The organism is Kitasatospora sp. SolWspMP-SS2h (genome assembly GCF_003259315.1).
Classification (GTDB): domain Bacteria; phylum Actinomycetota; class Actinomycetes; order Streptomycetales; family Streptomycetaceae; genus Kitasatospora; species Kitasatospora fiedleri.
The window spans coordinates 368,729-393,702 of the sequence record NZ_QLLT01000003.1 but is presented as its reverse complement, the minus strand read 5'-3'; the positions used below and the strand labels follow the sequence as shown (position 1 = coordinate 393,702).

The following is a 24,974-nucleotide window of genomic DNA, read 5'->3' as shown; positions in this document are numbered from 1 at the left end:
ACGGGGTCAGCCGCCCGCCGCGATCACCCGAACACCGCCCGCGCGCCGTCCCTCCGACGGCGGCACCACATCATAGGTGCGCCCCCGGGCGCCCGGCCGCCCACCGCTCCCCGGCCCGCCGCGGCCCTCCCCGCCTCGCCCCGACCCGCCGCGGCCCGCCGGGAGGGCGCGTACGGCCGCCTTGTCTGGTGATCCTGCCCGGATTCGGGCAGGATCTTTGGCAAATGGACACTTCACGCCTAGGCTCCCGATCCGGACCTGCCTCACCGCACCCTCACGAGGACCTGCTCGCCCACCTCGCCAGGACCACTCCACTGGCCCCGGGGGAGGCCGCGCGGGTCGTCGCGGAAGTGCTGGCGTACTTCGCGGAGACCACCGAGGAGTACGTCCGCCGCCGTCACGGTGAGCTCCAGGCCCGGGGTCTGACCAACGACCGGATCTTCACCCGCCTCGCCGGGGAGCTGGCCGCCCGCCGGGTGGCCGCCCCGCAGTTGTCGGCCCGTCAGCTGCGGCGGATGGTCTACGGCTGACGGGAACGGCCCCGCCGCCCCCTCACGACTGACAGGAGCCCACGTCATGTGCGGAATCGTGGCCTACATCGGCCCCAAGGACGCCTCCCCCTTCCTGCTGGAGGGACTCCAGCGGCTGGAGTACCGCGGGTACGACTCGGCGGGCGTCGCGGTGGTCGCGCCGGCGACCAAGGGCTCCCCGGCCAGGCTGCGGATCTGCAGGACCAAGGGCCGGGTCGCCGACCTGGCCGCCGCCCTGCCCGCCCGCTTCAAGGGCGGCACCGGCATCGGCCACACCCGCTGGGCCACCCACGGCGTCCCCTCCGACGCCAACGCCCACCCGCACACCGACAACGAGGGCCGGATCGCCGTCGTCCACAACGGCATCATCGAGAACGCCGAGGAGCTGCGCGCCAAGCTCACCGCGGACGGCGCGGTGTTCCGCTCCGAGACCGACACCGAGGTGCTCGCCCACCTGATCGCCGCGCACCGCGCCCAGGGCGGCGAGCTGGAGGACGCGGTGCGGGCCGCGCTGGGCCTGGTCATCGGCACCTACGGCATCGCGGTCCTGGACGCCGAGCAGGCCGACCGGATCGTGGTGGCCCGCAACGGCAGCCCGATCGTGCTCGGCATCGGCGAGAAGGAGATGTTCGCCGCCTCCGACGTCTCCGCGCTGGTCCGCTACACCCGCCAGGTCGTCCACCTGGAGGACGGCGAACTGGCCACCGTCCGCGCCGACGGCTTCCGCACCTTCACCGAGGACGCCCGCACCGTCACCCGGCAGCCCTCGACGGTCGACTGGGAGGTCGGCTCCTACGACACCGGCGGCTACGCGCACTACCTGCTCAAGGAGATCCACGAGCAGCCCGGCGCGGTCGAGCGCACCCTCTCCGGCCGGCTCGACGAGCGCTTCGCCACCGCGCACCTGGGCGGCCTCAACCTGGACGCCCGCGAGCTGCGCGAGATCCGCCGGGTGAAGATCCTCGGCTGCGGGTCCGCCTACTACGCGGGCGAGATGGGCGCCCAGCTGATCGAGGAGCTGGCCCGCATCCCCGCGCACTCCGAGCCCGCCTCCGAGTTCCGCTACCGCAACCCGGTCATCGAGGCCGACACCCTGTACGTCGCGGTCAGCCAGTCCGGCGAGACGTACGACACGCTGGCCGCCGTCCAGGAGGTCAAGCGCAAGGGCGGACGGGTGCTCGGCGTGGTCAACACCGTCGGCTCGGCGATCGCCCGCGCGTGCGACGGCGGGATCTACCTGCACGCCGGCCCGGAGGTCTCGGTCGCCTCCACCAAGGCGTTCACCTCCACCGTGGTCGCCTTCGCGCTGCTGGCCCTGCACTTCGGCCGGGTGCACGACCTCTCGCCCGCCGACGGGCGGCGGATCGTCGCCGCGCTCAAGGCGCTGCCCGGCCAGATCCGCGAGGTGCTCGACCAGCAGGACGCGGTCGCGGAACTGGCCGCGGAGTACGCCGACAGCCAGGGGATGATGTTCATCGGCCGGGTCCGGGGCTACCCGGTGGCCCGCGAGGGCGCGCAGAAGCTCAAGGAGATCTCCTACGTCCACGCCGAGGCGTACCCGGCCAGCGAGCTCAAGCACGGACCGCTCGCCCTGATCTCCCCCGAACTGCCCACCGTCGCCCTGGTGCCCGACGACGAACTGCTCGACAAGAACCTCACCGCGCTCGGCGAGATCAAGGCCCGCGAGGGCCGCGTCCTGGCCGTCGCCCACCGCCCGATCGAGTCCCGGCTCGCCGACCACTGCCTGGTCGTCCCCAAGAGCGAGCCCGAACTCGACCCGCTGCTGCTCAACATCCCGCTCCAACTGCTCGCCTACCACGCGGCGGTGGCGCTGGGCCGGGACGTCGACAAGCCGCGCAACCTGGCCAAGAGCGTGACGGTCGAGTAGCCGCCGCCCCGGTGCGGGCACGCGAACGGCCCGGGCGCGCTCCGTGGCGCGGCCGGGCCGTCGATCGTCGGGGTGGGGCCGGGGGTCAGGCGCCCCGGCGGGCCCACAGCGGGGTGACCAGCAGGATGAGGACGGCGGCGGCGCCGATCTGGAAGATGTGCCGGATCCAGTCGATGCCGTTGGTGTCGGCCACGCCGAACGCGCTGGCCAGGGCGTTGCCGATCAGGCCGCCGACGATGCCGAGCAGGATGGTGAGCCACAGCGGGATCGGCTGCCGCCCGGGGATGACCAGCTTGGCCAGCACACCGATCACCAGACCGGCGATGATCGCCCAAAGGATCGACATGGTTCCTCCTCGTCCTACGGATTGACGGCCCCAACGGCGTCGTGCCGAACGCATGCCCGGCCGACGGCCGCTCATTCCTGTGAATTCGCTGGGAGAACGCGGTTGTTCGGCGCGGCATGGAACTACCTCCGGCGGGCAATCGTTCCGGGCGGCCGGCGGCGGAGGGTCCGCCCGCCAGGGGTCGCGCGAGCGGAGGCACAGCGTGAGCGAACAGCGGGAGGAACAGCGGGAGGACCTCGACGTGTGGGCGTACCAGGACGCCTCCGGACGTCCGGTGGGCGACCTGGTCGGGTACCACGTGGAGGCGGTCGACGGGCCGATCGGCAAGGTGGACCGGATGGCGGAGGACCTCGGGCCGCAGTACCTGGTGGTCGACACCGCGCCGTGGATCTTCCACCACCGGGTGCTGCTGCCGGCCGTGACGGTCCGCCAGGTCGACGAGGAGCGGCGGACCATCACGGTCGACCGCACCAAGGAGGAGATCGGGGCCGCCCCGCCGCTGGTCCGGGCCGAGCAGCACGCCGACCTCGACCTGAGGGCCGAACTGGCCCTCTACTACGGCCCGTTCTACGGCAACCGGCTGCCCTGAGGGGAGTGGGGGCGTTCGTCCGGACGGTGGGGCGCGGCGGAGTCGGCCCCGCCGCCCGGAGCCGGGCGGCCGTCGGGCCGGAGACCGTCCGGCCGGGCGCGTGCCGCCCCGGCCCGCACGGCCCCGGACGGTCGGTGACGACCGGGGCCGGCGGAAGGATGGAGTACGACCCGGCGCGGTCGGCGCCGGGGGTCTCCCGAGGTCGTGCGGGCTGGTGGTCGGGGCGAAGAAGTTGCTTGTACGTGCAATCCTAATGACCCCTTAAATCTTCGGAAAAGGAAAATCCGAGGCACCAGGATCTTGCATGCGCATGTACTCTTCTGCCAGGCGACACCTTGCAACGGAGGCCCCCATGGCAACGTCATCCCACGCGCCCCTGCGCACCTCCGACCAGGCCGCATGGAACCGGGTGCTCGCGCTCCACGCGTACGTGGAGCGGGAGCTGGCCCTGGCGCTGCAGCGGCGGCACGGGATCGGGCTGTCGGAGTACCGCTCGCTGGAGCACCTGCACCACTCCAAGACGAGCGAGCTGCGGATGCAGGACCTGGCGGACAAGGTCGGCCTGGGGCAGTCGTCGGTGACGCGCCTGGTGGGCCGCCTGGAGACGGCCGGCTTCGCCTTCAAGGACCTCTGCCCGTCGGACAAGCGGGGCGTGTACGCCGTCATCACGGACGAGGGGCGCCAGCGCTACCAGGCCGCCCGCGCCACCTACGCGGAGGTCCTGTCGTCCGCGCTGAACACCTTCACCGCCGACCCCGGACTGGGCCCCACGGTCCAGGCCCTGCGCGCCATCCAGGTCTGACCCGCGCCGGCCCGGCGGCCGGCCGCCCCGACCCCACCCCGAACGCGTCCCGCGTTCGGGGTTTTTGCTTGAACATGCAACTCTTGTGGTCTACGTCACACTCACTTCGCCAAGTACATGCTTGACCAAGCATCCAGTTGGTTCGGTAACTTCAACGTCGACACCGCACGAATTCGAACAGCCGGTCGGCTCTCGATCCGACGGCTGAGCCGACCGCGAGGAATCCCGCCGTGCCATCGTCCCTCCTGGCCGAGACCGTCGCCGCTCACGGCGAGAACCGGCCCCACCGCACCGCGTTCCACTTCACCGACCGGGCCGTCACCTACGGCCGGCTGAACGACCTGACCGGGAGCCTGCGCGCCCAGCTGGCGCGGCTGCGACTCCCGGCGGGCAGCACCGTGTGCGTTCCGGCGCACAAGGACCCGCAGACCATCGCGCTGCTGCTGGCCGTCTTCCGCGAGGGCCACATCGCCCTCGCGCCCTCACCGGGCCTGGGCAGCGCGGCACTCGAACGCCTGGCGCACCAGGCCCGCGTCTCCCACCTCCTCACCGCCGCCGCCGACGGCACGCTCACCGCGCTGCCGGTACGGGCGGAGCACGGCGAGGCCGAGGGGTTCGCGGTGCCGGACCCGCAGCGGACCCAACTGCTGCTGACCACCTCCGGCTCGACCGGCACGCCGAAGATCGTGCCGATCGAGACCGCCGGGTTCGACGCCTTCGCCGACTGGGCCGTCGACGAGTTCGCGCTCACCCCGGACGAGACCGCCCTGTCCTACGCACCCCTCAACTTCGACCTCGCCCTGCTCGACGTCTGGACCTTCCTCCGGCTCGGAGCGAGCGTCGTCCTGGTCGAACAGCAGCGGGCGACCGACGCCGCGCACCTCGCCGCGCTGGCCGGCCGGCACGACGTCACCTTCGTCCAAGGCGTGCCGATGATGTACCGGCTGCTCCTAGAGGGAGGCGGCACCTTCGCCGCCGTGCGCCACGCGGTCTTCACCGGCGACCGCATGCCGGTCGACCTCCTGCGCCGCGTCCCGCCGGCGTTCCCCCGGGCCGCCTTCCACAACGTGTTCGGCTGCACGGAGACCAACGACTCCTTCATCCACCGCGTCGACCCCGCCGCCGTGGACGGCCCGGTGCCCATCGGCCGCCCCATCCGCGGCACCGACGCCCTGGTCGTCGACGCCGAGGGCGCCCGCCTCGACTCGGCGGGCACCGGTGAACTCCTGGTGTCCACGCCGTTCCAGACCGGGGGCTACCTGCGGCAGGACCTGAACGACGCGGTGTTCACCCACCTCGACGGCCGGGTCTTCTACCGCACCGGCGACATCGTCACCCGCACCGCCGAGGGCCTCCACTTCCTGGAGGGGCGCGCGGACTGGCACGTCAAGGTCCGGGGCGTCCGCACCAACCTGCAAGAGGTGGAGAACGTCATCACCGCCCACCCGGACGTCGCCGAGGCGGTGGTCGTGCCGCTGCCGGACCCGCAGGCCGGCGTCCGGCTGCACGCCCACGTCACCCGGCGCCCCGGCGCCGACCTCACCAGCCTCCGGCTGCGCACCCACCTGGGCCGGCAGCTGCCGCGCCACGCCATCCCGGCCTCGGTGCACCTCACGGCCGCTCCGCTGCCCCGCACCTCGACGGGCAAGCCCGACCGGAACCTGATCAAGCAGAACCTCACCAAGGGGAGTGACGCATGAGCACCACCGCCATCGCCGCCGAGGTCCGCGCCTACATCGTGGACCAGTTCCTGGCCGGGGAGGACGTCTCGGACCTCACCGGCGACTACGACCTGCTCGACTCCGGAGTCATCGACAGCCTCGGCCTGGTGAAGCTGCTCGGGCACCTCACCTCCGTCTACCGGCTGCCGGTCGACGACATCGACTTCGGACCGGACGACTTCCGCACCATCGACGCCATCGTCGCGATGATCGCGGACCACCGCCCGGCCGCGGCCGCCTGAGCGACCGCTCCGACGGTCCGGCCCCCGAGCCGCCCGGGCCGACCGTTCCAGCTGTCCGGCCGCTCCGAAACCGCTCCACCCGCTCCCCCCGGTCCGGCTCCCGCACCGTCCCGCCCGACCGGCCGCACCGAACCGACGCACCACCCGATTCCGAAGGAGAACCAGAGAGATGTTCACCCGCAGCCTCGATGACGTCGCCGCAGTCGAGTGGGGCAACGGTCTGAGCTACCGGCTCCTGACCAAGCGCGACGGCATGGGCTTCGCCGTCGCCGACACCCTCGTGCGCAAGGGGACTTCGAGCGCCCTGCAGTACCGCAACCACCTGGAGGCCTGCTACTGCATCGGCGGCTCGGGCGAGGTCGTGGAGAAGGACGGCACCCGCCACAAGATCGTGCCGGGCACCATCTACGTCCTGGACCAGCACGACCCGCACTACCTGCTGGCCTCCCCCGACGAGGACCTCCACCTGGTGTCGATCTTCAACCCGCCGATCAACGGGGACGAGAAGCACACCCTGTCCGAGGACGGGTTCTCCCAGTACTGAGCCGCCACCGCCCCTCCGGCCGCCGGTGCGCCGCCCGGCCCGGTTCCCGCGCACCGTCGGGGCCCGGGCCGGGCACCCGGCCGCGCGCGTCCGCGTCCGCGGCCGTCCGCGCGGGCCGGCGGCCGTCGTCATGGCACGACCCCGATCCACCGCTGCCCGATCCCCTGCCGAAACGGACCCCAGGATCTCCCGTGACCGATGACCTCTTCCACCTCACCGCCCCGTGGGCCGAGCAGCTCAACGCCGACACCCGCGAGCTGGACGCGGCCGGCGCCTTCCCGTACGGCAAGTGGAAGGCGATCCAGGAGAGCGGCCTGCTGCGCGTCCCCTTCGCCCCGGAGTTCGGCGGCGCCGGCCGCAGCCTCACCGAGACGATGCGCGCCCTGGAGGGACTGGGCCACATCTCCCGGGACGCCGGCCTCTCGTTCTCGGCCTCGACGCAGATCGTGTCCGTGGGCACGCCCCTGCAACGGTTCGCGAGCCGCGAGCTGAAGGAGGAGCACCTGCCGAGGATCGTCTCCGGCGAGGCGATCACCGCGCACGCGATCACCGAACGGTCCGGCGGGTCGGACGCGGTGAACCTGGCCACCGTCGCCCACCGCGACGGCGACCACTACGTCGTCACCGGCGACAAGATGTTCATCACCAACGCGCCGGTCGCCGACCTCTTCCTGCTCTACGTCCGCACCGGGAAGCCCGGCCCCTTCGGCCTGACCACGCTGCTCGTCGACGCCGACACCCCCGGCCTGACCGTGGGCCCCGCGCTGGACAAGATCGGCCTGCGCACCAGCCCGATCGGCACGCTCGCCTTCGACGGCATGCGGGTACCGGTCAGCCGGCGGGTCGGGGCGGAGGGCGCCGGGTTCCGGGTCCTCGACTACGTGATGAAGCGCGAGGTCCTCTTCGGCTTCTCCCTCACCCTCGGCGAGATGACCCGGCGCCTGGAGGAGACCGTCGCCTTCGCCAAGGAGCGCCACCAGTTCGGCCGGCCCATCGGCTCCTACCAGGGCGTCTCCCACAAGATCGCGGACATGAAGATCCGGGTGGAGACCGCCCGGAAGTGGCTCACCGACACCGGTGCCAAGGTCGAACGCAACGAGGACGCCGCGCTCGACCTGGCGGCCACCAAGACCGTCGTGTCCGAGGCCAACCTGCAGACCGCGCTGGACGCGGTGCAGATCCACGGCGGACGGGGCGTGCTCACCGAGCACGGGATCGAGCGCGACCTGCGCAACTCGATCGCCGGAACGATCTACTCCGGCACCTCCGAGATCCAGCGCAACCGCATCGCCATGCTCCTCGGACTCTGAGCGACAGGAATCCCGACATGACCGACCGAACGGACCACCTCACCCGCCCGACCGAGTTCCTCGACCACCAGACCGAGGAGGTGCAGACCTTCATCGACCACGCCGTCAAGGACCGCTCCGCCGACCCGCGGACCAACGCGGTCGAGCTCTACTACGCGGTGCGCGACGGCGTCGACTACGAGGTCTACGGCGCCCCGCTGACCCGGGAGGGCCTCCGGGCCTCGCACACCGCCACCACCAAGTCCGGCTTCTGCCTGCACAAGTCCGTGCTGTACGCGGCCGCCGTGCGCGCCCTGGGCATTCCGTCCCGCCTGGTGTACGGCGACGTGCGCAACCACCTCGCCTCGCCCCGGCTCCTGGAGCACGTCGGCGGCGACGTGTTCTTCCACGGCCTCACCCAGGTCCACCTCGAAGGCAGGTGGGTCAAGGCCACCCCGGTGTTCAACAAGCTGCTCTGCAAGCTGTACGGGATGCGGGCCCTGGAGTTCGACGGGCTCAGCGACAGCCTGCACCACCCCCACGGGGGCGGCGGCGCGATGGAGTTCCTCACCGACCACGGCGCCTTCGACGACGTCCCGTACGACTTCGTCCTGGAGGCCATGCGCCGCAAGCACCCCAAGTTCCTCGACGCCGGCGGCACCGGCACCGTCAGCGGCGGCCGCCTGGCCGACGAGTCCGCCCCCACCCGGTAGGAGAGAAGCCCGTGACCAGCACCCCCTCGCCCGTCGACGGATGGGACGCCTCGACCCGCATCGGCGTCGTCGTGCCGCATGCGGACGTCGGCCCCGAGGCCGAACTGCAGGCCGTCGCCCCGGCCACGGTGTCCGTCCACGGCTCGCGCGTCCACTTCGCCGCCATGCGCGCGGGCGGCGAGATGGACGAGAAGATCCCGTACGACCCGATCCTGTCCTTCGTCCAGGCGCCGTACCTGGACGACGCCGTGGAACTGCTGGCGGCCTCCCCGCTGCACGCGCTCGCCCTGGGCTTCACCTCCTCCAGCTACGCGTTGAAGGCCCGGGGCGAGCGGGAGCTGTACGAGCGGCTGCTGCCCGTCACCCGGGGCCTGCCGATCACCGGGACCACCAAGGCCGCCCGCGCCGCCTTCGACGCGCTCGGCGCCCGCCGCATCGCGGTGGTCAACCCGCCGTGGTTCGACGACGCGCTGTCCGGCCAGGGCGCGGACTACTTCCGCGAGTTCGGGTACGACGTCGTCCACCACGGCCCCTGCGGGCTGCCCTCGAACCAGAAGGCCATCACGCCCGAGAACCTGTCGGAGTGGATCCGCACCGCGGTGGCCGCCCACCGACCGGAGGCCGTTCTGGTGGCCGGCAACGGAATCCGGGCGGTCGGCACCATCAGGGCCCTGGAGCAGGAGCTCGACTTCGACGTCGTCACCGCGAACCAGGTGATCCTCTGGCACGCCCTCCACCTCGCCGGTGCCGCTGCCACCGCCTACGGCATCACCGACTACGGACGCCTGTTCACCACGACCCCCGACGACGACCACGCGTGACCCCGCCGGACGCCAACCGGACCGGTGCGCGCCGTTTCGCGATCCGATCCGCCGGGATCGCGCCACGGCGCGCGGGGAGTTGGCGAAGTGGCGACTGGAATCCCTTTTCCCCCGGAGAAAAATAGTGGTCATTCCTTAATGTGGGTGGCTGTGCGGAAATTTCGCAGCCGCGACACGGGAGGGAAAACTATGAGGGGATGGGACTCCGTGGCCCTGTTCACGGATCAGCTCTTCGGCCACCTGCGCAGGGCCGACCAGCGCAGGTGGGCCCACGCGTACGTCAACGGCCTCCTCAGCACACCCGGCAAGAAGTCCATCCGCCGGCTCGCGGCCGTGGCGTGTGACTCCCCGACGGCATCGCAGGCCCTGCACCAGTTCATCAACGAGAGCCCCTGGGAGTGGGAGCCGGTGTGCGACGAGTTGCGCCGGTGGGCCGAAGCCCAGGTCCGGCCCAGGGCCTGGACGGCCGCCCCCGTGGTCCTGCCCAAGCGCGGTGAGAAGTCGTGCGGAGTGCACCGCCGATTCATTCCGCAGACCGGACGCACCGTCAACTGCCAGGTGAGCGCCGCCGTTTTCATGTCGACAGACGCGGGCGAACTTCCGGTCGGCTGGTGCCTCGTCCTGCCCGAGCCGTGGGCCCGGGGCCCCCTGCGCGAACGCGCCCGCATCCCGTGGACCGTCACGTCCTCGCCTGAGGGCCAACTCCTCGACGTGCTCGACGCGGTGGTGCGGCGTTCGCAGTACGAGCCGGTGCCGGTCGTCGTCGACCTCGACGGCTACCTGGACCCGCGCCGGCTGCTCGACGGACTGATCGAGCGCCGGCTGGACTTCGTCGTCGCGATCCCCGACGGCTTCCCGCTGGCCCCGCTGGAGCCGCAGTCCTCCGGTGCGCGCCGGCCGGTGATCGCGGCGGCCCGGGTGCTGAGCGACTGGGGCGCGGAGGCCCGTCCCGCCGGCGCGAGACCCGGCCGCGGGCCGGTCCAGGACGGCATGGTCCAGGCGCCCGGAGTCCTCGCGGCCGACCAGAGACCCCGGCCGCTCCGCCTGTTCACCCAGCCCGACGGCCGTCCGGAGGGTCCGGGCCAGCTGTGGATCACCAACATGGCGCACCGTCCGGTGGAGGAGCTCTTAGGGTACGCGGAGCGGCACCCGGCGACCGGCGAGGCCGTCGACCTGCTCCAACGGCGCTTCGGGCTGCGGGACTTCGAGGGCCGCTCGTTCCCCGGCTGGCACCACCACATGGCGCTGGTGTCGGCCGCCTTCATCTACAGCCGTCTGGCGGCCGACCCGGCCCGGCGGGGCGCCCGGCCCGGCCCGGACGGGGGGAGCGGCGACGGGCCGAGGCCACCGCTCGGGCCCGGCGCACGGTGGGCTGAGGAGAAGGCTCCGAGCTATCCCGTCGCGGTCTGAACCGGCCGCGCGGGGCCGGGGAGGCGGGCCGGCGGCCAGCCTCCCCGTTCCGGCGGTGACGGCCCGTCGGTGCCCGCCGGCCGTCCCGGCCCGTTCCGGCGGTGCGATTGACAGCAAGATGTATGTTCATGCAAACTCTATCCGCGCGCCCGATTTTTCTGCGGGCTCAGATAATTTGTACATACAAGCAACTACTGGGGATTCCATGCCTGACGTCACGGCGCCCATCGCCCGCCCCCCGGCCGCGGTCTGAGCGGGGGAGCAGCGGTGCGCACTTCCGAGCTTTCACAGAGCGAGCTGACCGAGTACGCACGTGAGGCGGTACGGATCAGCCGCGAGCACGTCGCCGGGGGCGGCATCCCGTTCTCCGGCGTCGTGGTCAACCGCCACCGGATCCTCGGCACCGGCGTCAACCGGGTGCGCGAGGACAACGACCCCACCGCGCACGCCGAGGTGACGGCGCTGCGCGAGGCCGCCGCCGCGTACGGGCTGCACGCCACCGCCGGGGCCACCCTGTTCGCCTCCGGCGAGCCGTGCGCCCTGTGCTACATGGCCTCGCTGTACTTCAACGTCAGCCACATCGTGAACGTGGTCGACCGCAGGACGGTCGCCCGGTACGGCTTCGACTACACGAACTCGTACGCGATCTTCGCCGACGATCCGGAGAACTGGCCGATCAAGGTCACCCGGCTCCAACTCCCGGAGGGGACGGAGCCGTTCGAGGAGTTCCTCGCGATGGAACGGGGGCGGTCATGACCGGTACGGCGACCGGCAAGGTCGGCATCAAGGTCTGGTCGGACTACGTCTGTCCGTTCTGCATGCTCGCCGAGGGGCCGCTGCAGGAGGCCGTCCGCGACCTCGACGTCGAGATCGAGTGGATGCCGTTCGAGCTGCGGCCCCACCCGACCCCGACCCTGCGCCCGGAGGACCCGTACCTGCCGGCGATCTGGGAGCGTTCGGTCTACCCGATGGCCCGGCGGATGGGCGTGGACCTCACCCTGCCGACGGTCTCCCCGCAGCCCTACACCCGGCTCGCCTTCGAGGGCTACCAGTACGCGGCCGAGCACGGCAGGGCCGCGGAATACACCCCGCGCCTCCTGCGGGCCTTCTTCCAGGAGGACCGGGACATCGGCCGGATCGACGTCCTCGCCGACATCGCCGCCGAACTCGGGCTCGACGCCGACGAGTTCAGCCAGGCGCTGATCGACGGCAGCTACACCGAGACCCACCGGGCGGCGCTGCGGACCGCCGAAGCCTTCCGCATCTCCGTCGCTCCCACGATCATCATCGACGGGCGCCACCGCATCGAAGGCGTCCCCACCGCGGCCCAGCTCCGCAAGGCCGTGCTCGACGCCCGGGCCGAACAGGACGCCGCCGGCGAGGCCCCCGCCTGCCGGATCGACGGGTGCTGACCTGACCCGGGCACCGGGCCCCCGCACCGGCCGGCCGGCGGAACGTCGCTGACGCCGTCGACCGGCCGGGCCACCCGGGTGCGGCGCGACGCCCGACCGCATCGGCCCGCCCCGCCGTCCGCTCCCGCCCGCCCCGCCGTCCGCTCCCGCCCGTCGGCGCGCAGCGGCACACCGCCCCGCCGCGACCTCCCGTGCCGCAGACCGTTCCCGTTCCCTCGTCCCCCGGCGCAACACCGACCTCCAACGAACGAAAGGACCAGCCATGCAGTGGTTCTACCTCGCGATCGCGGACATCTTCGAGATCGCCGTCGCGATCGCGGCCGGCAAGGCCGAAGGCTTCAAGAACCGCCCGTGGACAGCCGTCACCCTGATCACCGGCGCACTCGGAACCTTCTTCCTCAGCCGGGCGCTGCTCACCTTCGACGTGGGCGTCGGTTACGCGATCTGGACCTCCGTCGCCGGCATCGGCATCACCCTCCTCGGCGCGCTGCTCTTCGGGCAGCGCCTGAACTGGCGCAAGGCCGTGGGCATCGTCGTCATCATCGCCGGGGTCGTCGGCCTCCAGCTCAGCGGCGCCGCCTGAGAACCCCGGCTCCGGCCCCGTCCCCGTTCCCGTCCGACCCCCCTCGAAAGGACTTCCGCACATGTCCGACACCGGGCGCAACTCGGCCAATTCCTGGATCGTGCTCCTCCTCGCCGGCGTGTTCGAAGTCGGCTACGCGCTCTCCGTCGGCGGAAGCCACGGCTTCACCCGCCTGACGTGGTCCCTGGTCGCCGTCGTCTTCTTCCTGCTGACGCTCTGGGCGCTGAGCGTCGCACTGCGCACTATCGACGTCAGCATCGGCTACGCCGTGTGGGCCGGTATCGGCTCCGTCGGCGCGGCGCTGCTGGGCCCCGTCATCTTCGACGAGACCCTCACCGCGGTCCAGGCCGTGTGGCTGGCCGTGATCATCGCCGGAGTGATCTGGCTCAAGCTCGCCGACCGGCCGGCCAAGACCCCGCAGGACACGGCCGTGCCGCTGGAGGCCAAGACCGTCGACGCCTGACGGGTGCCGCCGCCGCGAGCGCCGCGCTGCCGCTCCCCGGCCACCCGACCGAGCCGGGCCCCGATCGGGTGGCCGGGGGCGGTCGGGGCGCCGGGGAGACGCGGTCGTGCCCGCGCCCACACCCCCTGCGGCCCCGTCCGGCGCGGTGACAAGGTCACGGGCTCACCGCCCCTCGCGGGGGCACGGCTTCACGGGCTCACGGCCAGGACCAGGTACGCGCCGAGGATGGCCAGGTGGACGCCGCCCTGGAGCGGGGTGGCCCGCTTGGGGATGACGGTGAGGGTGCCGACGGCGACGGTCAGGGCGAGCAGGACCATGTGGTTCGCGCCCAGGCCGAGTTCGAGCGGCCCGGAGAGCCAGCTGGAGGCGATCGCCACGGCCGGGATGGTCAGGCCGATCGAGGCCAGGGCGGAGCCGAGGGCCAGGTTGAGGCTGATCTGGACCCGGTTGCGGACCGCGGCCCGGACGGCGGCGATCGACTCGGGCAGCAGCACCAGCAGGGCGATCACCACGCCGACCACCGCGTTGGGCAGGTCGGCGGCGGCGACGCCGCGCTCGATGGTGGGCGAGACGCCCTTGGCGAGGCCGACCACCGCGACCAGCGCGACCGAGAGCAGCGCGACGCTGACCAGGGTCTCCCGCATGGTCGGCGTCTCGGAGTGCTCGTCCAGCGGGTCGACGACCTCGCCCGCCGCGGTGACGGGCAGGAAGTAGTCCCGGTGGCGGACCGTCAGGGTGGAGACGAACAGGCCGTAGATGACGATCGAGGCGGTCGCGGCGAAGACCAGCTGGGTGGTGGAGAACTGCGGGCCGGGCTGCGAGGTGGTGAAGGTCGGCAGCACCAGACTCAGCGTGGCCAGGGTGGCGATCGCACCGAACGCCGCGCCGGTGCCCTCCGCGTTGAAGACCGCCACCCGGTACTTCAACGCGCTGACCAGGATGGACAGTCCGAGGATGCCGTTGCAGGTGATCATGACGGCGGCGAACACGGTGTCCCGGGCCAGGCCGGCGCTCTTGTCGCCGCCGTCGGCCATCAGCGTGACGATCAGCGCGACCTCGATGATGGTGACGGCCACCGCCAGCACCAGCGAGCCGTACGGTTCGCCGACCCGGTGCGCGATGAGTTCCGCGTGGTGCACCGCCGCCACCACCGAGACCGCCAGGAAGCAGGCCACCAGGGCCACCACCGGCCAGGGCAGGTCCCGGTGCCAGGTCGCCAGGAGCAGCAGGAACGCCAGCACCGGGGCCACGGTCGTCCACTGCAGGTAGTGCGGTCGCGGGGAGGAAGCCATACGGCCGAGCTTCGCAGATGGCACCGGCCGCGCCCGGAAGTGACACTCGTGGCGGTGGCCACGGCGGCCACGGTAGCCACGGCGGACGGCGAGGAGCGGCGCGGATGGTCGGACGGCGGGCGGTACTGGCGGCGGCGCTCGGACTCACGGCGGGCTGCGGCGCAGCGCGGGGAGGGTCGGGCGGACGGCCGCCGACGGCACCCGGCGCCGACGTCCCGTCCGCGCCGTCCACCGCGCAGCCGTCCACTGCCCCGTCCGCCGCCCCGTCCGCCGCGCAGCCGCCCGCGCCGCCCCACCGGGAGCAGGTGCTGGCCCGGTACGCCGGGCGGGCGCCGCAGCGCTGGGGCACCGACCTGCCGGGCGTGGTGGCGACCGTTCCGGGCGGGGCGCTGGCGCTGACCTTCGACGCGTGCGGCGGGCCGGGCGGGGACGGGTACGACGCGGCGCTGATCGGCACCCTGCGGCGCCTGGGGGTGCCCGCCACGCTGTTCCTGAACGCCCGTTGGGTGGACGCCAACCCGGGGCCGTTCGCCGAGCTGGCCGCCGACCCGCTGTTCGAACTGGGCAACCACGGCACCGCGCACCGCCCGCTCTCGGTGACCGGCCGTTCGGCGTACGGCATCACCGGGACGGCGGACCCGGCCGCCGCGTACGAGGAGGTGGCGGGCAACCGGGCCAAGCTGGCCGGGCTGCTGGGGCGGGCCCCCGGCTGGTTCCGGGCCGGGACGGCGCACTACGACGAGGTCGGGGTGGCGCTGGTGGGGGAACTGGGCGAGCGGGTGGCCGGCTTCGCGGTGAACGGCGACGGCGGCGCGACCTTCACCCCCGGCCAGGTCGCCGCCACGGTGACCGCCGCGCCGCCCGGATCGGTGGTGATCAGCCACCTCAACCACCCGGCGGCCGGCACCGGCGAGGGCTACGCGCGGGCGCTGCCCGCGATGCTGGACGCCGGGTGCCGCTTCGTCCGGCTCTCGGACCCGATCTAGACCGTGACGCCGGTCAGCTCGCGGGCGCCGCTCAGCCGGGAGGAGAGCAGCCGGACGGGGGAGAGCGCGGTCAGCGCGCAGGCCAGGGCCGGCGCGGCGGGGACGGTGCGCTGCCGGTAGGTGCGGGTCAGGATGCCGAGCACCACCACGGAGGCGCCGACCCCGACGTTGCCCAGCGCGAACAGCGGCAGCCCGGGCCCGCCGGGGGGCGAGCGGCACCAGCGGGGCCGCCGCCACGCCGACCAGCGAGCCGCACACCAGGGTGCAGGCGGTGCCGAAGCGGGCGGCCAGCCGGGGGTGAGCGCCGCGCCGAGCAGGCTTCCGGCGCCCTCGGCGGCCGTCAGCACGCCGGCCGGTGCGGCCGGGGCGTTGCAGGGGGCGCGCTCACCGCCCGCGGCACCACCGTGCACGGCGTCTGCACCCGGCGCCCCGACCAGCGGGCCGCGTCCGCCGCCCACCGGACGATCCCGCTCCCGCTGCTCTCGGACGCCGTGCTACGGCTGAGCGGCTCATCCCGGTGTTCGACGCCGACCGGACGGTGCGCGGGGTGCTCTACCCCGTCCCTGTCCCTGTCCCCGTTCCCGACCCCGGCGGCTCGGTGGGCGGAGCGCCGGCGCTGCTCGACGAGCTGACGGCCGCCCAGCGGTAGAGCAGCACCGAGGCGACGGCGGCCAGCGCGCACCAGGTGGAGACGAACGCGAGGCGCCACAGCAGGGCGCAGACCAGCGCGCCCAGGCCGGTGACCCACCCCAGCAGGCGCAGGTACCGGTCGCCCGAACCCAGCAGCGCCCCCAGGACGGCCACCAGGTACCCGGCCAGCAGCGGCCCGGCCGCCGGCACGCCGATCGCGTACCCCAGCGTGTGGCCGTGCACGTGCGCCACCACCGGGTGCCGGGCGACCGCGAGCGCCAGCGGGACGGCGACGGCCGCGCCCAGCGCGGCGCACCACAGCGCCGCGCGGCGGCGGGTCGCGCACCACACCGCCGCCGGGACGTACAGCGGCAGCAGCGGCAGCGCGATCACCGCCCACACCGTCCGGGCCCACGCCCAGCCCGACCAGACGCCCGCCTCCACCAGCTGGTGCCCGCCCAGCAGCAGCGGCAGCGCGGCCAGCGGCAGCCGCCGCGAGACCCCGGCGCGCACCACCGCGGCGGCGCCGACCGCCGCCACCGCGCCCCCGGCGATCAGATCGGCCTCCGCGCTCCAGCACATCCGGCCAGCGTACGAGCCGACGGCCCGTCAGTACGACCGCGCCGCGAGGGCGCAGGCCCGCGCCCCGCTCCGGGCGGTCGGCGGGCGCCGGGGCCGAGCTGCCGTCCGCCCGCACGGCCGATTCGTGCGCGGCGACCGCGTCCGCGACCCGGTCGGCGGATGCGCCGCCCCCGGGGCGGGCCCGGGGCCGCGCACCGCGCACCTGCGCCCTCGCGGCGCGGTCGAACAGGAGCCGACGGCCTGCGCCCGTACCACCACGCCGCGCCGGCCGCCCTCGCCGACCTCGGCTGGACCGACCGCACCCGCGACCCGGCAGACCGCCGCCGCCCCACCCTCACCGCCGCCGGCCGCACCCGCCTCGCCGCACTCCGGGCCGGGGCCCGGGCCGTCCAGGACGGCCTCCTCGCCCCCTCGACCCCGCCGAGCGCACCGCCCCGCACGGCCTGCTGCCGCGCCCGCACCCCGCGACGCCCGGCTGCGCCGGGGCTACCGTGGAAGTGCGTCGCGGCGGCCGGTCGCGTCGCGGCGGGCGCTCCAGGGGCGGTGACCCCCCGTCAGAGGGCCCCGGGCGCGGCACCGTCCGCACCATCCGGCCCCGGACGGGCGGGGCCCCGGCGAAAGGCAGCACAGGACCATGAGCGACACCACCGACCAGGCCCCGCCCCCGCCGCCGTACCGGCCGCTCGACGAGGACTGGGACAGCGCCCTCGCCGTCGTCGCCCACCCCGACGACATGGAGTACGGCGCCGCCGCCGCGGTCGCCCGCTGGACCGGCCAGGGCAAGCGGATCAGCTACCTGATGGTCACCAGCGGCGAGGCCGGCATCGACGGCCTGGACCCCGGGCAGTGCCGGCCCGTCCGGGAGCGCGAACAGGTCGAGTCGGCCCGGATCGTCGGCGTCGGGACGGTCGAGTTCCTCGGCCACCCCGACGGCACCGTCGAGTACGGGCTGCCGCTCCGCCGCGACCTGGCCCGGGCGATCCGGCGGCACCGCCCCGACATCGTGATCACCATCAACTTCCGGGACAGCTACGGCGGCGTCTTCCCCAACCAGGCCGACCACATCGCCGTCGGCCGGGCCGCCCTGGACGCAGTCCGCGACGCGGGCAACCGCTGGGTCTTCCGCGACCTCGCCGCCGAGGGACTCGACCCCTGGAACGGCGTCCGCCAGCTCTGGGCGGCCGGCTCCCCCGACGCCCGGCACGCCGCCGACACCACCGACACCTTCGCCGCCGGCGTCGCCTCGCTGGAGGCCCACCGCGCCTACCTCGACGGCCTCGGCGGGGAGATGGCCGACGCCGCCGGGTTCCTGGAGGGCATGGGCCGGGCGGCCGGCTCCCGCCTGGGCACCCGCTTCGCCGCCGCCTTCGAGGTGATCCCCCTGCGCTGACCGGGACCGGGACCGGGCCGACGGCTCACCGGCGGTCGCTGGGGAGGTCGCTGCCGTCGCTGTCGCCACCGTCCCCGCCGTCGCCCTGATCGCCGTCCGGGCCGCCCTGGCGCGGGATGCGGCCGGCGGCGGTGTCGCGGGGCGGGCGGTGGCGGCGGCGGAGCCAGGTGCGGACGGCCAGCAGGACGGCGAGGGCGGCCAGCACGGCGAACAGGAGCACCTGGTAGCGGACGGCCTCGCGGTAGAGGGTGTCGATGTTGCTGCCCGCGAAGTAGCCGACGGCCGACCACACGCCCGCCCAGAGGGCCGCGCCCGCCGCGTTGGCGAGCAGGAAGCGGCGCCAGGGCATGCCGGTGGTGCCCGCCAGCAGGCCGTTGGTCTGCCGCAGGCCGTCCACGAAGCGGGCGCCGGTGACCACCAGGGCGCCCCGGCGGCGGAAGAAGGACTCGGCCCGGGCCATCCGCTCCGGGGTGAGGCGGACGTACCGGCCCCAGCGCTGCACCAGGGCCAGGCCGCCGGTGCGGCCCAGCACGTACGCCAGCGCGTCGCCCGCGAACGCGGTCAGGACGGCCACCAGCAGCAGCACCGGCAGCGACAGCTGCCCCGCGCCCGCGTACACGGCGGCCAGCACCAGGATGGTCTGGCCCGGGACCGGGAGCAGGCAGTTGTCGAGGAAGACCAGCACCCCGACCGCGAGGTAGCCGTAGTCGTCGAGCAGCGGGGCGAGGTGGGCCAGCGGGCCCGGCAGGGTCGGCGACAAGGGCGGGTGCTCCTCCTACCGGGATCGGACGGGGACCGGGATCAGCGCTGCTCCCCGTCGGCGCGGTGCTCGACGAGGCAGTCGGGGCCGGGGTAGACGAGGCCGGCGTGGCCGTCCTCGAAGCGGACCAGGTAGGGCGGTTCGCCGTCGGTGCCGCGCACCTCGACGATCTCACCCGTGCGGTCGGCCATGCCGACCGACCTGCTGTACATGTGGACGTGGTCTCCCACGGTGGCTCGCATCGGACAACTCCCGCCGGCGGATCGGACAGGGCCTTCGGACTTCCCTTCCACTCTGCGGCGGCTACCCGGACGGCGCAAAGCCGAACCCGTCACCCGCGCGGCGGGACGTCGGCGAGGTAGCTGCGCACCAGCCGCTTGCACTCGGCGATCAGCGCCGGGTCGCCCGCCGGATCGGCCCGGAACGCCAGCTTCAGCACCGCGTCCGCGCACTCCATCGCCACCCGCAGGGCCAGCCCGTACCCGGGCGCCGCGAACAGCCCGCCGCCGATGGCGCGCAGCCGGACGGCGACCGCCGCGTTGTTGTCCAGCTCGGCGTCCAGCAGGTGCAGCTCGTCGACCTCGGCGGGGACGGTGCCGACCAGACCGAAGTCCAGGTGACCGAAGCCCGGCACGGAGCGCTTCATCGTGACGAACTCGTCCACCGCGTGGTCGGTGAAGGCGGCCAGGTCGGGGGAGCCGGCCGCCGCGACCCGGCGGGCCAGGCCGTCCAGGAAGCGGTCCAGGTTGCGTTCGGCGAGGGCCGCCAGCAGGCCCTCCTTGCCCGCGAAGAACTGGTAGAGGGTGCCGATCGGCACCCGGGCGCGCAGCGCCACCTCCTTGGTGGTCAGCCCGGCCGGCCCGGTCTCGTCCAGCAGCCCCGCGCAGGCGTCCAGCAGCCGCTCGTAGCGCTCCTGGCTGCGCTGCTGCACCGGCCGGCGGCGCGCCCCGGCGGCCGGGGCGCGGGCGGCGCGGGCGGCGGGCGCGGCGGGGGGCGGGGTCATGACGCCACTCTGCCGCATCCGGTCGGGCCGGGGCGAATCCCGGCCGCCGCGGTGTGGTTGGCTGGCGGACCATGAGCGAGGAGCGGGTGGCGGACGCGGCGGACGGGGCGGACGGGGTGAAGGGGACGGACCGGGCGGACGCGGCGGACGGAGTGGACGCGGGGGACCTGGTGGACCCGGCGGCCCCGGTGGTGACGGTGCAGCGGGCCGGGCGGATCGAGGACGGGGCGTGCCGGCACCTGCTGGTGTGGCGGGCCGGGCCGGGCTGGCGGATGGCCGGCTCCGGCGTCCTCGGCGGCGGCCTGGGCGAGCGGCACTGGGTGCTCAACGCCCAGGTCCGGGCCGGGTACGGGCGGATGGACCCGGCCCTGCACCTGGCCGAACTCGCCGCCGCGCAGGGCCTGACCGGCCCCGGCACCGGCCTGATGACGGCCGCCGAGGTGGACGCCTGCACCTGGGCCCGGGACGGCGGCGCCACCGCCGTGGTCACCACCGGCATCGGCGTCCCCACCTGGGCCGCCGCCCCCGAGGTCCCGGCCGCCCGCCACGCGCCCGGCACCATCAACATCCTGGCCGTCGTCCCCGCGCCGCTCTCCGACGCCGGGCTGCTCAACCTGCTCACCACCGCCACCGAGGCCAAGGTCCAGGCCCTGCTGGAGGCCGGGTACGACTGCTCCGGCACCCCCTCCGACGCGGTCTGCGTCGCGGTCCGCGCCCCGCGGCCGGGCGCGGCGGTCGAGCCCTTCGGCGGCCCCCGCTCCCGCTGGGGCGCCCGGCTGGCCCGGGCCGTCCACCGGGCCGTCCTGGCCGGGGCGCTGGCCGACCGCGAACGCCGCGCCGGGTACGACGGCCCCCCGACCCACCCGGCCACCGGGCCCGGCTGCGGGTGCGAGGACGTGCTGGCAGGCGGGGGGAGCCGGGCGGTCCGGGCGACGGCGGGGTGAGCGGGGGCCCTCGCCGGTCCGGTGCGGTCCGGTGCGGACGGGCGGGGGCTGACGGGGGGTCAGGTGCCCGGCAGGTGGTCCTGGTCGATGACGTAGACCCGGGTGGGCTCGGGGGCGTCGGCGCAGTGGCGGCCGAGCTTCTCCCAGCGGGACTCGGGGCTGTGCAGCGGGCGGTGGCAGCGGCGGCAGCGGACCACGGGGGCCGGGCGGCGCTCGACGGCCGTGCCGGGGAGCGGGGGTTCGGTGCTGTCGCGCTGATCACTCACCGCAACAGTTCACCACCGCCGGGCGGCGGGCGCGAGAGGGGGGTGCCGCCGGGGACCGTCGGGTGGCATTCAGGCGATCTTCACCGGAGCGTCCGATCTGATCGGATGAATGTTCACCGGCCGTCTCCGAACAGGTCATCTCGGGGCGTGAACCTCCATCGGGCGAAGGCGAGGTTCCGCTTCCGCACCACCACACCACGAAGGGAAATCCCGTGGACCTTCCCGGCTTCCGGGTGTCGCGCCGCCGGGCCGACGAGATGACCATCGCCGAGCAGTACGAGTACTGGCAGGACGTCCGCAAGGGCGTGTCGCGGCGCAGCGTGCTGCGGGCCGGGATCTTCGGCGCCGCCGCCGTCGCGGCCGGACCGATGCTGCTCAGCCGCCCGGCGTACGCCGACACGCCCGGCTCGGCCGTGGTGCCGTTCGGCCGGCACCTCGCCTTCGGCAACGACCCGGCCACCCAGATGCGGGTCGGCTGGCAGGTGCCGTCCGCGGTCACCAACCCCGTGCTGCGGGTGGGCACCTCGCCCACCGACCTGAGCCAGACCGTGCAGGCCGAGATCCGCAACCTGCACAGCGACTACGGCACCGGCGCCCCGCTGGAGCAGTACTACGGGCACGCCGCGCTCGACAAGCTCGAACCGAACACCACGTACTACTACGCCGTCGGCCACGAGGGCTTGGAGGCCGCGTCCGGCCCGGTGAACTCCTTCACCACCGGCCCCGCCGGCAGCGGCTCCGGCCTCAAGCCGTTCACCTTCACCGCGATGGGCGACCAGGGCGCCAGCGCCCAGGCCGCGCTGGAGAACGCGCAGATCACCGCGCAGAACCCGGTCTTCCACCTGCTCGCCGGCGACATCTGCTACGCCGACCCCAACGGCCAGGGCAAGCTGAACGACAGCTACAACCCGGCGGTGTGGGACGGCTACCTCAAGCAGATCGAGCCGGTCGCCCAGTCCGTGCCGTGGATGGTCGCCACCGGCAACCACGACATGGAGGCCTGGTACTCGCCCAACGGCTACGGCGGCCACGCCAAGCGCCTGGACCTGCCGACCAACGGCCCCGCCAACTGCCCCAGCGTGTACGCCTTCACCTACGGCAACGTCGCGGTGCTGTCGCTGGACGCCAACGACGTCTCCTACGAGATCCCGGCCAACAAGGACTACTCGGGCGGCGCCCAGACCAGCTGGCTGGAGCGCACCCTCGCCGACCTGCGGGCCAAGCCCGCCATCGACTTCGTCATCGTCTTCTTCCACCACTGCGCCTACGCGGTGACCACCAGCCACGTCTCCGACGGCGGCGTCCGGGAGAAGTGGGCCCCGCTGTTCGACAAGTACAACGTGGACCTGGTCATCAACGGCCACAACCACATGTACGAGCGGACCGACCCGATCCGCGGCGGCAAGCCGACCCGCACCGCGGGCGTCGGCGACACCGTCAGCCCCGTCACCGACGGCACCACCTACATCGTCGCGGGCGGCGGCGGCGCGAACCTGTACAGCCTGCCCTCGAACGGGCCGGAGAGCTACGCGGGCAACGTCAAGGACGCCTCCGGCGTCGCGGCCGGCTACTTCGGCGCCGGCGGCAAGGTCACCGAGGCCGTCGACTGGTCCCGGGTGCGCTACCGCGGGCACAACCTGCTCGCCGTGGACGTCAAGCCCGCCGCCCCCGGCGGCACCGCCACCCTCACCGTGCGCGGCATCTCGGTGGAGGGCGCCAAGGCCGGCACCGAGATCGACCGGGTCACCATCGCCCGCACCGCCGCCACCGTCGACACCCCCGCCTTCGGCTCCGGCGCGCTGCTGGCCGGCGCCGCGCTCGCCGCCGGCGCCGGGTACGCGGGCTACTCAGCCTGGCAGAAGCACCGCAGCGGACTCGAGGTCCCCGTCTCCTGATGAACGCCGCACACCGGCGGACCCCGGCCGGGACCACCCGTCCCGGCCGGGCCCCGCAGCTCACCGTCTTCGCCGGGACCCGCCCCGAGATCGTCAAGCTCGCCCCCGTCGTGCACGCCCTGCGCGCCGCCGGGGCCGGCGTCCGGGTCGTCGCCACCGGCCAGCACCACGACCGGCGGATGGCCGGCTCCTTCTTCGCCGACCTGGGCCTCCCCCCGGACGAGTCCTGGGAGCTGACCGGCGACGAGGCCGCCCGCACCGGCGCCCTGCTGGCCCACGCCCTCACCCACTTCGCCGCCGGGCCGCGCCCCGACCTGGCCGTCGTCCAGGGCGACACCTGGACGGTGCCGCTGGTCGCGCTCGCCGCCCGGCGGCACGGCGTACCCGTCGCGCACGTCGAGGCCGGGCTGCGCTCGCACAACCCGCTCTCCCCGGAGGAGAACAACCGCACCGTCGCCGCCGACCTCGCCACCGTACACCTGGCCCCCACCGAGGGCGCCCGGGACAACCTGCTGCGCGAGGGCGTCCCGGCGGACGCCGTGCACGTGGTCGGCAACACCGTGCTGGACGTGCTGCGGACCTCGGGCGTGGCGGCGGTGCCGGTCGAGCGGCGGCGCGGCGTCCTGGTCACCGCGCACCGCCCGGGCACGGTGGACGCGCCCGAACGGCTGGCCGCGCTGGTCGCCACCGTCCGGGCGCTGGCCGACAGTTGCGGGCCGGTGGTCTTCCCGCTGCACCCGCGCACCGCCGACCGGCTCGCCGCGCACCGGCTCACCGACGGCCTGCGGCACCCCGGCATCGAGCTGCTGGAACCCCAACCGCACGGCCGGATGCTGGAGTTGATCGCCACCTCGGCGCTGGTCGCCACCGACTCCGGCGGCCTCCAGGAGGAGGCCGGCTGGTTCGGCGTCCCCGCCGTCGTGCTGCGCGAGAGCACCCCCCGGCCCGAGGGCGTCGCCCTCGGCCAGGCCGCGCTCGCCGGACTCGACCCGGCCCGGGCGGTGGCCGCCGCCCGACGGCTGCTCGACCCCGCCGAACAGCGCCGGATCGCCCACCTGCCCTGCCCCTACGGCGACGGGCGCACCGGCGAGCGGATCGCCGCCCTCGTCACCACCCTGCACCGCGCGGACCGGCTCGCGCTGCGCGAACCCGGACCGGGGGCGGCCTGATGCGGATCCTCGCCGTCGGCGCGCACCCCGACGACATCGAACTCGGCTGCGGCGCCACCCTGCTGAAGGCTCGGGCGGACGGCGCCGAGGTCGGCCTGCTGGTGCTCACCGACGGCCGCCTCGGCCCCGGCGACCCCGCCCTGCGCGACCGCGAACAGCAGGCCGCCGCGCGTCAGTTGGGCGCCCGACTGTACCGGGGCGGCTTCCGGGACGGCGAGTTGGCGCACGACGCCGCGCTCACCCGGCGGATCGAGGACGTCCTCGCCGAGTTCCGGCCCGACCTGGTGCTCACCCACGCCGCCGAAGACTCCCACCAGGACCACCGCGCCGCCGCCCGCGCCACCGTCGCCGCCGCCCGCACCCACCCCCACCTGCTGCACTACGAGGGCCCCACCACCTTGGACTTCCACCCCACCGTCTACAGCGACGTCACCGGGCACGTCCCCGGCAAGCTCGCCCTGCTGCGCCACCACCTCTCCCAGGTGGTCGGCTCCCGCCGGGTCGACCTCGACGCGCTCGCCGCCCAGGCCCGCTTCCGCGGCTTCCAGGGCCGGCTGGAGGCCGCCGAGGCGTTCACCGCCACCCGCAGCCTGCTCACCCTCACCGTCACCGCGCCCGCCGCGCCCGCCGTCCCCCGGCAGGTCCGGGCATGACGCCGACGGCGGACTCCGGTGCGGGGGACGTGAGTTCCGGTGCGGGGGTAG

General features: G+C 74.2%; 29 protein-coding genes. 21 read left to right on the top strand and 8 right to left on the bottom strand.

Annotation, left to right across the window (positions count from 1 at the left end):
• The first annotated feature begins 224 nt into the window (after nucleotides 1-224).
• Nucleotides 225-530 (top strand): hypothetical protein, encoded by a 306-nt coding sequence (locus tag K353_RS05880; protein WP_100834935.1) that lies wholly within the window; start codon nucleotides 225-227, stop codon nucleotides 528-530.
• 46 nt (nucleotides 531-576) lie between these two features.
• Nucleotides 577-2,418 carry a glutamine--fructose-6-phosphate transaminase (isomerizing) gene (glmS, locus tag K353_RS05875; protein WP_111552474.1) on the top strand — a complete coding sequence of 614 codons (1,842 nt, stop codon included), beginning with the start codon at nucleotides 577-579 and terminating at the stop codon, nucleotides 2,416-2,418.
• 85 nt (nucleotides 2,419-2,503) lie between these two features.
• Here glmS and K353_RS05870 read toward each other — a convergent pair whose 3' ends face one another.
• The gene (locus tag K353_RS05870) at nucleotides 2,504-2,764 is read right to left on the bottom strand and encodes a GlsB/YeaQ/YmgE family stress response membrane protein (RefSeq protein ID WP_111552473.1); all 261 of its coding nucleotides are present in this window, start codon (nucleotides 2,762-2,764) and stop codon (nucleotides 2,504-2,506) included.
• A gap of 202 nt (nucleotides 2,765-2,966) precedes the next feature.
• Here K353_RS05870 and K353_RS05865 point away from each other — a divergent pair, with 202 nt between their 5' ends.
• From K353_RS05865 to K353_RS05805, 13 genes are all read left to right on the top strand, one after another.
• Nucleotides 2,967-3,353: a PRC-barrel domain-containing protein gene (locus tag K353_RS05865; protein WP_233533387.1), complete on the top strand. Its 387-nt coding sequence runs from the start codon at nucleotides 2,967-2,969 to the stop codon at nucleotides 3,351-3,353.
• A gap of 352 nt (nucleotides 3,354-3,705) precedes the next feature.
• Nucleotides 3,706-4,155: a MarR family winged helix-turn-helix transcriptional regulator gene (locus K353_RS05860; protein WP_111552472.1), complete on the top strand. Its 450-nt coding sequence runs from the start codon at nucleotides 3,706-3,708 to the stop codon at nucleotides 4,153-4,155.
• Nucleotides 4,156-4,385: 230 nt separating this feature from the next.
• Nucleotides 4,386-5,855, top strand: a complete 1,470-nt coding sequence (locus K353_RS05855; protein WP_111552471.1) for an AMP-binding protein — start codon at nucleotides 4,386-4,388, stop codon at nucleotides 5,853-5,855.
• Complete coding sequence (locus tag K353_RS05850; protein ID WP_111552470.1) at nucleotides 5,852-6,118, top strand: phosphopantetheine-binding protein; 267 nt, start codon at nucleotides 5,852-5,854, stop codon at nucleotides 6,116-6,118. The genes K353_RS05855 and K353_RS05850 overlap by 4 nt, the downstream gene beginning before the upstream one ends.
• A gap of 169 nt (nucleotides 6,119-6,287) precedes the next feature.
• On the top strand, nucleotides 6,288-6,662 hold the full coding sequence (locus tag K353_RS05845) for an ectoine synthase (RefSeq protein ID WP_111552469.1): 375 nt from the start codon (nucleotides 6,288-6,290) through the stop codon (nucleotides 6,660-6,662).
• A 191-nt stretch (nucleotides 6,663-6,853) separates the two neighbouring features.
• Nucleotides 6,854-7,972, top strand: coding sequence for an acyl-CoA dehydrogenase family protein (locus K353_RS05840; protein ID WP_111552468.1), 1,119 nt, complete (start codon nucleotides 6,854-6,856; stop codon nucleotides 7,970-7,972).
• A gap of 17 nt (nucleotides 7,973-7,989) precedes the next feature.
• A complete protein-coding gene (locus tag K353_RS05835; RefSeq protein WP_111552467.1) occupies nucleotides 7,990-8,664 on the top strand; it encodes a transglutaminase family protein in 675 nt (224 codons plus the stop codon).
• 11 nt (nucleotides 8,665-8,675) lie between these two features.
• Nucleotides 8,676-9,485 carry a maleate cis-trans isomerase gene (locus tag K353_RS05830; protein WP_111552466.1) on the top strand — a complete coding sequence of 270 codons (810 nt, stop codon included), beginning with the start codon at nucleotides 8,676-8,678 and terminating at the stop codon, nucleotides 9,483-9,485.
• A 207-nt stretch (nucleotides 9,486-9,692) separates the two neighbouring features.
• A complete protein-coding gene (locus K353_RS05825; RefSeq protein WP_158585352.1) occupies nucleotides 9,693-10,895 on the top strand; it encodes a transposase in 1,203 nt (400 codons plus the stop codon).
• 267 nt (nucleotides 10,896-11,162) lie between these two features.
• Nucleotides 11,163-11,651: a nucleoside deaminase gene (locus K353_RS05820; protein ID WP_111552464.1), complete on the top strand. Its 489-nt coding sequence runs from the start codon at nucleotides 11,163-11,165 to the stop codon at nucleotides 11,649-11,651.
• Complete coding sequence (locus tag K353_RS05815; protein ID WP_111552463.1) at nucleotides 11,648-12,307, top strand: DsbA family protein; 660 nt, start codon at nucleotides 11,648-11,650, stop codon at nucleotides 12,305-12,307. Before K353_RS05820 ends, K353_RS05815 begins: the two co-directional genes overlap by 4 nt.
• 262 nt (nucleotides 12,308-12,569) lie before the next feature.
• The gene (locus K353_RS05810) at nucleotides 12,570-12,890 is read left to right on the top strand and encodes a multidrug efflux SMR transporter (RefSeq protein ID WP_111552462.1); all 321 of its coding nucleotides are present in this window, start codon (nucleotides 12,570-12,572) and stop codon (nucleotides 12,888-12,890) included.
• A 61-nt stretch (nucleotides 12,891-12,951) separates the two neighbouring features.
• Nucleotides 12,952-13,353 carry a multidrug efflux SMR transporter gene (locus tag K353_RS05805; RefSeq protein WP_111552461.1) on the top strand — a complete coding sequence of 134 codons (402 nt, stop codon included), beginning with the start codon at nucleotides 12,952-12,954 and terminating at the stop codon, nucleotides 13,351-13,353.
• Nucleotides 13,354-13,541: 188 nt separating this feature from the next.
• Here K353_RS05805 and K353_RS05800 read toward each other — a convergent pair whose 3' ends face one another.
• Nucleotides 13,542-14,645 carry a calcium:proton antiporter gene (locus tag K353_RS05800; RefSeq protein ID WP_111552460.1) on the bottom strand — a complete coding sequence of 368 codons (1,104 nt, stop codon included), beginning with the start codon at nucleotides 14,643-14,645 and terminating at the stop codon, nucleotides 13,542-13,544.
• Between the two features lie 104 nt (nucleotides 14,646-14,749).
• Between K353_RS05800 and K353_RS05795 the strand changes: the two genes are divergently transcribed.
• Entirely contained in the window at nucleotides 14,750-15,631 is an 882-nt protein-coding gene (locus tag K353_RS05795) for a polysaccharide deacetylase family protein (RefSeq protein ID WP_111552459.1), read from the top strand.
• Here the strand turns inward: K353_RS05795 and K353_RS34235 are convergent.
• Both K353_RS34235 and K353_RS05785 read right to left on the bottom strand, forming a co-directional pair.
• Nucleotides 15,628-16,041 (bottom strand): hypothetical protein, encoded by a 414-nt coding sequence (locus K353_RS34235; protein ID WP_158585351.1) that lies wholly within the window; start codon nucleotides 16,039-16,041, stop codon nucleotides 15,628-15,630. The genes K353_RS05795 and K353_RS34235 overlap by 4 nt on opposite strands.
• 142 nt (nucleotides 16,042-16,183) lie before the next feature.
• The gene (locus K353_RS05785) at nucleotides 16,184-16,843 is read right to left on the bottom strand and encodes a DUF6629 family protein (protein ID WP_111552458.1); all 660 of its coding nucleotides are present in this window, start codon (nucleotides 16,841-16,843) and stop codon (nucleotides 16,184-16,186) included.
• 634 nt (nucleotides 16,844-17,477) lie between these two features.
• On the opposite strand from K353_RS05785, the gene K353_RS05780 reads away from it, so the two are divergent.
• The gene (locus tag K353_RS05780) at nucleotides 17,478-18,233 is read left to right on the top strand and encodes a PIG-L deacetylase family protein (protein ID WP_111552457.1); all 756 of its coding nucleotides are present in this window, start codon (nucleotides 17,478-17,480) and stop codon (nucleotides 18,231-18,233) included.
• 25 nt (nucleotides 18,234-18,258) lie between these two features.
• Here the strand turns inward: K353_RS05780 and K353_RS05775 are convergent, their stop codons facing one another.
• The 3 genes from K353_RS05775 to K353_RS05765 all read right to left on the bottom strand — a co-directional run bounded on the left by K353_RS05775 (nucleotide 18,259) and on the right by K353_RS05765 (nucleotide 19,996).
• Nucleotides 18,259-18,993 (bottom strand): DedA family protein, encoded by a 735-nt coding sequence (locus tag K353_RS05775; RefSeq protein WP_111552456.1) that lies wholly within the window; start codon nucleotides 18,991-18,993, stop codon nucleotides 18,259-18,261.
• Nucleotides 18,994-19,034: 41 nt separating this feature from the next.
• Nucleotides 19,035-19,235 (bottom strand): DUF1918 domain-containing protein, encoded by a 201-nt coding sequence (locus tag K353_RS05770; RefSeq protein WP_111552455.1) that lies wholly within the window; start codon nucleotides 19,233-19,235, stop codon nucleotides 19,035-19,037.
• An 89-nt stretch (nucleotides 19,236-19,324) separates the two neighbouring features.
• Complete coding sequence (locus K353_RS05765; protein ID WP_111552454.1) at nucleotides 19,325-19,996, bottom strand: TetR/AcrR family transcriptional regulator; 672 nt, start codon at nucleotides 19,994-19,996, stop codon at nucleotides 19,325-19,327.
• 71 nt (nucleotides 19,997-20,067) lie between these two features.
• On the opposite strand from K353_RS05765, the gene K353_RS05760 reads away from it, so the two are divergent.
• Nucleotides 20,068-20,940, top strand: a complete 873-nt coding sequence (locus tag K353_RS05760) for an adenosylcobinamide amidohydrolase (RefSeq protein WP_111552453.1) — start codon at nucleotides 20,068-20,070, stop codon at nucleotides 20,938-20,940.
• A gap of 59 nt (nucleotides 20,941-20,999) precedes the next feature.
• On the opposite strand, the gene K353_RS05755 is transcribed toward K353_RS05760, so the two are convergent.
• Nucleotides 21,000-21,206 (bottom strand): DUF6011 domain-containing protein, encoded by a 207-nt coding sequence (locus tag K353_RS05755; protein WP_111552452.1) that lies wholly within the window; start codon nucleotides 21,204-21,206, stop codon nucleotides 21,000-21,002.
• 212 nt (nucleotides 21,207-21,418) lie between these two features.
• Between K353_RS05755 and K353_RS05750 the strand changes: the two genes are divergently transcribed.
• The 3 genes from K353_RS05750 to K353_RS05740 are packed head-to-tail and all read left to right on the top strand — an operon-like array spanning nucleotide 21,419 to nucleotide 24,923.
• Nucleotides 21,419-23,101, top strand: coding sequence for a purple acid phosphatase family protein (locus tag K353_RS05750; RefSeq protein ID WP_370447562.1), 1,683 nt, complete (start codon nucleotides 21,419-21,421; stop codon nucleotides 23,099-23,101).
• A complete protein-coding gene (wecB, locus tag K353_RS05745) occupies nucleotides 23,101-24,270 on the top strand; it encodes a non-hydrolyzing UDP-N-acetylglucosamine 2-epimerase (protein WP_111552451.1) in 1,170 nt (389 codons plus the stop codon). Before K353_RS05750 ends, wecB begins: the two co-directional genes overlap by 1 nt.
• Nucleotides 24,270-24,923: a PIG-L deacetylase family protein gene (locus K353_RS05740; protein WP_111552450.1), complete on the top strand. Its 654-nt coding sequence runs from the start codon at nucleotides 24,270-24,272 to the stop codon at nucleotides 24,921-24,923. The genes wecB and K353_RS05740 overlap by 1 nt, the downstream gene beginning before the upstream one ends.
• Nucleotides 24,924-24,974: the final 51 nt, after the last annotated feature.